This is a genomic window from Roseateles sp. (assembly GCF_036486225.1).
Classification (GTDB): domain Bacteria; phylum Pseudomonadota; class Gammaproteobacteria; order Burkholderiales; family Burkholderiaceae_C; genus Roseateles.
Genome location: NZ_DASVNZ010000216.1, coordinates 23,894 through 30,007 on the forward strand (window position 1 = coordinate 23,894; position 6,114 = coordinate 30,007).

Annotated in this window: 3 protein-coding genes; 2 read left to right on the forward strand and 1 reads right to left on the reverse strand. The window is 59.3% G+C overall.

All coding sequences use genetic code 11. The features are described 5' to 3' along the window. Nucleotides 1-6 precede the first annotated feature (6 nt). Nucleotides 7-1,158, forward strand: coding sequence for a hypothetical protein (locus tag VF536_RS14990; protein ID WP_331615667.1), 1,152 nt, complete (start codon nucleotides 7-9; stop codon nucleotides 1,156-1,158). Between the two features lie 8 nt (nucleotides 1,159-1,166). Continuing rightward, entirely contained in the window at nucleotides 1,167-5,096 is a 3,930-nt protein-coding gene (locus VF536_RS14995; protein WP_331615668.1) for a hypothetical protein, read from the forward strand. A gap of 273 nt (nucleotides 5,097-5,369) precedes the next feature. On the opposite strand, the gene VF536_RS15000 is transcribed toward VF536_RS14995, so the two are convergent. Then, on the reverse strand, nucleotides 5,370-6,114 hold a 745-nt coding region (locus VF536_RS15000; protein ID WP_331615669.1), incomplete at its 5' end, for a TRAP transporter large permease subunit.

Below are 6,114 nucleotides of genomic sequence, written 5' to 3' on the forward strand. Positions count from 1 at the left end.
GCAGACATGGCCTACGTCAGACTCTCCGACCGGCAGCAACTGGAGCTTCAAGAGGCTCTATTCGCAGCATTTGGCGAGACCTTCGCTGATCTGATTCGAGGCTTGAATCGCAATCCGGAGCGATACAGAGTGCGAGGCAACACTCAGGTGCAGGACATTCTTGCCACGGTGAAAGCCGCAGAGCTCGAGTTATGGCTCGGCGAGATGGTTTTCCTAGCAGCAGAATCGCGACCCAACGACAAACGCCTTGCCGCGATCCGATTGGATCTAACCAACGCGTCACTGCCGATCACTTTCGACCCTTACGAGATGTGCTGCCTAACGGGTGACTACATCATGGTCAATCGTTCGCGGCTTCGGGCTGTCTTGAAGGCGATGAGCGCGCACAACGCGAAGAGGATATTGGTAGTCCGCGATCTGCTGCCTTGCGCGACAGAGGCGTTGACTGGAACGAAAACCGGCAAGAGCCTGACGGTGCAGTTCATCTCTGCACTGAGCCAGCAACTCGGAACCTTCGAGTTCATCTGGATCGACCTGCGCGCGTTCAAGGACCATGTCGGACCCAGGAACGACATCGCGCCGATCGATCTTGCAAAAAGGCTCGTTCGACTTCTTGGCTACAGCACCACTCTCGTGCCAGACCCACCTTCGGACGCCCAATGGTCCCGCTGGAATCTCGATTTCTGCGATGGCCTCGAGGCGCGGGCGAAGACCGACCCAAGACAGATGTGGCTCGTTGTCGACGAGTTCAACAAGGTCGCGCTTTCACAGGAAACGATCGACCTGATCAAACAGTTGGCCGATCGCATTCGGGTAACCCTGCCGCAGTTCCGCCTCATGCTTCTAGGCTTTCGCGACACCCTCTCCCCGCAGGTTCATCCGCACGTCGAGGAAGACCCCGTGGAACGAAGAGTCAGCGCCGCAGAGGTGATCAAATTCTTCAGGCGCGCACTAAGCCAACGACAGATCGTCGCAAACGACGAGTTGATCGTCAACGCGGCCGCCAATACGCTTGGCGGCCTCGACCCCGATCTAGAAGATTATCTGGAAGAGTTGGGGCGGCGCACCCGAAAAGAGCTCATGTTCTTGGCTGAAACAATCACCGCTGGCAGCAACGGCGCCCTCGAAGAGGGGCTGTCCAACGACCATCATCCGTGAGAGTTTCCATGACCAACGAATCTCCGGATGACTCTGCACCCGATGCGATCGATATCGCTCGCTTGGCCGAGCTTGTCGAACGACGCATTGCCAACAGCGCATCGCCAACGCCCGTGTCGGTCGCACTTCCCGCGAATGGTTATGAGGATGCAGCAGCTGTTCTAGCATGGTTCGAGCCCCAATCGCTGACCCCTCTGGGGACGATTCCGAGCGACGAGAAGACCCGCAAGGATCTGATGGATCAGCTGCTTCTGGCCTCAACTCCAATCACGGATGCCGAGGGCATCAGGCGATGGGCGTTGCGGCCAACGCGTCGTGTGGCGCGCTTGAGAGCACTTCGTCAGACCGGCACGGTGCGCCATGCATTGGCAGCAAATCCGGACCGGCCGGCCGAGGCGACGCAAACTGCACTAACGTTTGGCCTGTCCGGCAAGGAGATCCCCATTCGGAACGCCTCGCTGCTCGACCTGAAGGCATTCCTTGAAGTCGCAAACTGGCTACAAGCCGCTGGCATCATCGGCATTTCTCCGACCACTGTTGAGATCTCGAGCTGGATCGATTGGCGTACGCTACTGCAGCCGTTCGATCACATTGCTGGCGACAACTTCAGGGGCCGCACCAGCGAATTGAATCAGCTTCGTTCGTTTGCAGATGTGGTGCAACCCCAGACCTTGGCGGACAGCGGGCGCCGATTCGTCGACTTGGTGGGGACCGTCTCGCAGACCTATTTACTCAGGCGATCTCCAAAGGTGGCGCTTGTGATCTCCGGACCAGGAGGTGTAGGCAAGTCCACATTGGTTGCAAGATTTCTCCTAGAACACGCGCAAGCGCACGAGGTAGATCGTTTTCCGTTTGCTTACCTCGACTTTGATCGGCCCGATCTCGTTGCAGACGAGCCGCTCACCTTGTTGACCGAAACCGTCCGGCAGCTCGGCATCGAATACCCGGAGGTTCGGGGCAAATGCGAGCTCCTTCGCCAGGGTTGGCTACTCCAACTCGCGGAACGCGACGCGCGGTCCGGGGCGACACCCGCTCCACTAGAGCGCATTCGCGTTGCAGCCGTGCGCGACGCGGTCCAGGTCATCCGTGGCCTCGCTGGGGGCACACGGCCCATCCTTCTGGTGTTGGACACATTTGAGGAAGTTCAATATCGCGGCGAACATGCCGTCAACGAGATCTGGAGGCTTCTCACTGAACTGAGAGCACAGATTCCGGCCTTGCGTATCGTCATCGCGGGTAGGTCAGAGGTCGAACAGCCATCCATTGTCTCAATGACGCTGCAAACATTTGATGAGCCGTCTGCCGTTGGATATCTGCGGGCGAAGGGAGTTGAGAGTGAACCGCTTGCGAAGCGCATCTTTCGCCTATTTGGTGGTAGTCCTCTAACGCTGAAGCTTGCAGCCGATGTGGCGAAGCTAGAGCAGGGATCGAGCGCTCTCGAATCAATCGACCTTAACGAAGGTTTCGGCAAGCGCCTGAGCAACGAGTACGTCCAGCGCCAGCTCTACCACCGAGTTCTCAAGCACATCCACGATCCCGAAGTCCGCAAGCTCGCACATCCTGGACTGCTGCTGCGGCGTATCACGCCTGATTCCATTCAGACAGTTCTGGCAGAGCCCTGCGATGTGGTCGTGCGCGACATCGGCGATGCGGAAAGACTATTCCAGGAACTACGGCGTGAAGTCTCGCTCGTTCGCATGGAAACCGACGGATCACTCCGGCATCGCCAGGATCTTCGCTCGCTGATGTTGGATGCGTTGCACCGAGATGACCCCAAGAAGGCGCGGACCATTCACGCTCGCGCTGTCGCGTTCTACGAAACGATGGACGGCGATACCGAGCGTGCCGAAGAAATCTATCATCGCCTGTGGCTTGATGACCCACTCGAGCAAATTGCAGCGCGCTGGAAGCGCGGCATTCGCTCCGGGCTGCAAGGCGCCGCTGCGGAGTTCGATCCAAGACGGCGCGCGTTTCTCGCCGCCATGCTCGATGTGCCCGTAGACGCCGAAGCCAGGCGAGCTTCACGGCTCGAAGACTGGGAGGTGATAGCGTCGCGGCAGGCTCGTGATCTGCTTGCGGGCGGTGACCCTCAGAGCGCTCTTGACGTTCTTGCAGAACGCGTTGAACGAACGATCGGGAGCCCAGCCTTGATTCTGCAAGCAAGGGCTTGGCTGGCCCTGGGTCGTCACGACGAAGCGGTCAGTCATCTCGATGGCGCATTTGCGCGAGCTCACTCCGCTCCTAATATGGAAGCAGCCACGCGAATCGCTCTCGCATTGGGCGAGGTGATCATCCAAGCTGGCGCCTCGAAGTACGGGAAGATTGCCCTGGCAAGACTGGAGTGGGTCAACCAGTCGGCAACAAAATCGATCGACCGTATCGCGTCAAGAGCGATGTTCGCCTTCGTAACGGAGATGCTGGGCCAAGAAGAGCTGTTCCGCAGCAACGAGCATGAACTAAATCAGCTTGTTGTCGGTCTTAGCGCGTCAACCCTGGCCCGATCGCGCACGACGGCCTACTGGGCTGGCGCGGCGCCCGGAATATTCGTCGATACGAGATTGCTCGCTGTCACCAGGGCGGTCGGCGTTCCACGAGCATCCGATGCACGAATGCGGCACCTCGGTTTCTCGTTAGCACGAGCGGACATTAGCCACTCACAGCAGAATGGCCTTGAGCCGGGTGCTTTTGCCAGACACTCGGCCGTCCCACTTGTCGGTTCGATCACAGACTCTTGGAGTGCGTACGTCGTCGAGGCAACATCGGCCCAGCTCAAATCATGTGTACTGGAAGCGCTTGCCCTCGGCCCGCTCGACGGTGCACGGGCTGCTATCGAGTCTGCATTGCAAGGGGTCATGGCCGAAGAGGTAGGCGTTGGTGAACTCACCTTCAGAAGAGACTCTTTGGTGTCATCGCGTGACGCGACGGTTGTTCCGGAAGTGGTGCCCAGTGAACACCGGATGGCGTTGGTTGACGCGATCGAATCCACTTGCACGCTAGAAGAGCTGCGCGCCATCTTGCGCCGACGTCTTGATCGCGTAATCGATGCCTATTCGTTGACCGCCACTCTGCGCGACACGGCGTTGGTGATCGTCAATGCCGCTGCGGACGGCCAATGGATTCTGCATCTGGCTGCCGCCTTGGTCGATGCAAAACCGGACAGCCATCAGATGGCAGCGGCTGCGTCGGCACTGGGTCTTTCGACACTCACCGGAGATGCATCCCTCGTCGATGCGCTGCAGCAGGAGATCGGCCGCACGAGTGACTTCTTTCTACGCAGCGATTGGATGCAAAGACTCGCGCAAATTGACCGTGCGACCTGCATCGTTGAGATCGATGGTGTTCCGCACGGAACTGGCTTTCTGGTGGCAGCTGACTTGATATTGACGGCACGCAGGATTGTCGTTAACGCGAACGGCGAACTTCGCCGCCCGATCTCGTTTCGATTCGACTATCGTGCAAGCAAAAGTGGTGTGGCCATCAGTAACGGCTCTGTTTTCCCATGCCTTGCAGAGGTTCCTATGAGGATGGGCAGTCAGTTTCCTCCTTTCGTGCTCTTGCGTGCCGACGCGGCGCCTGGAGCACAACCTGTTGGCGGCGCGGTGACCGAGTCATCAGCCGGCATTCGGCGCTGGCTTCAGATCCCAAGCGTGCGTATATCGCAGGATATGCCCCTTGTGATTTGCAGTTTCGCGCGCGGACTGGCGCTGCGCATGTCCGTTGGCGTCGTGGAATCAATCGATCCCCTTACCTACCGCATCGACACCCCGAGCGGGTCGACCGGTGCACCATGCTTTGATGCCAGAACACTGCGTTTGGTGGCAATGAACTTGACGCGCACGGCGGACCCCACCATTCGGGCCGGCGTGCGCATCGACAAGATCGCATCCCACGCGCGAATCCTGGCGGACGAATCGAATCTAGTAGATCCAACCTGGTAAATGCCTGGCATGTCACCGCTCGTCAGCACAAGCTAGCCTCAAGAATTGGCTCACTCTCGAAAAATCCGTCCGCTCAGTTGGCCTCCACTGTCGATCCTGTAAAGCACGTCGGCCCAGGTGCAAGTCGCTAGCGAGACCTTCATCATATTTGCCCGTCTCGCTGCGCAATGCCATTCGGCATAGTCGGCGGGGGCAGGTCTTGCCGCGGTGTTATATCGCCCCCAACTCCACGTCATCGATCGCCTGCTGGAACGTTTGCGCGGGTAGCCGGTATCAGTGCGGTACCACCACCTTCCCCATCACCAAATCCGGCAACCCCGTCGCGATCCCCGGGAAGATGCAGATCAACAGCACCGCCAGCAGCATGAGGACGACAAACGGCAACACTCCCCAAATGATGTCCCTCAGGTCGATATCCGGCGCGATGTTCTTGATCACGAAGATGTTCAACCCCACCGGCGGGTGAATCAGCCCCGTCTCCATCACGATCGTCATCAGGATCCCGAACCAGATCAGATCGAACCCCGCCGCCTTCAGCGGCGGCAGGATGATCGGCGCCGTCATCAAGATGATGCTCACCGGCGGCAGGAAGAACCCCAGCAGGATGACCATCAGCAGCACTGCCGCCAGCAGCACCCACTTGGACAGGTGCATGCCGACGATCCACTCCGCCACCGCCTGGCTGATGTGCAGGTAGCTCATCACGTACGAGAACAGCAGCGACATGCCGATGATGAACATCAGCATGGTCGACTCCTTCAAGGTCGACGTGAGGATGGGCGCCACGTCCCGCGGCCGCCACACGCCGTAGATCACCGCGATCAATCCCAGCGCCAGCAGCGCGCCCAGACCCGCCGTCTCCGACGGTGTCGCGAAGCCGCCGTACAGCGCCACCATGACGCCGATCAGCAGCAGCACGAAGGGCACCACCCGCGGCAGCATCTCGAACTTCTGACGCGTGGTGAAGGTCTCCTTCGACAGCAGCGCTGAGGCCGCGCCGGTGCGATTGAATTCGGCC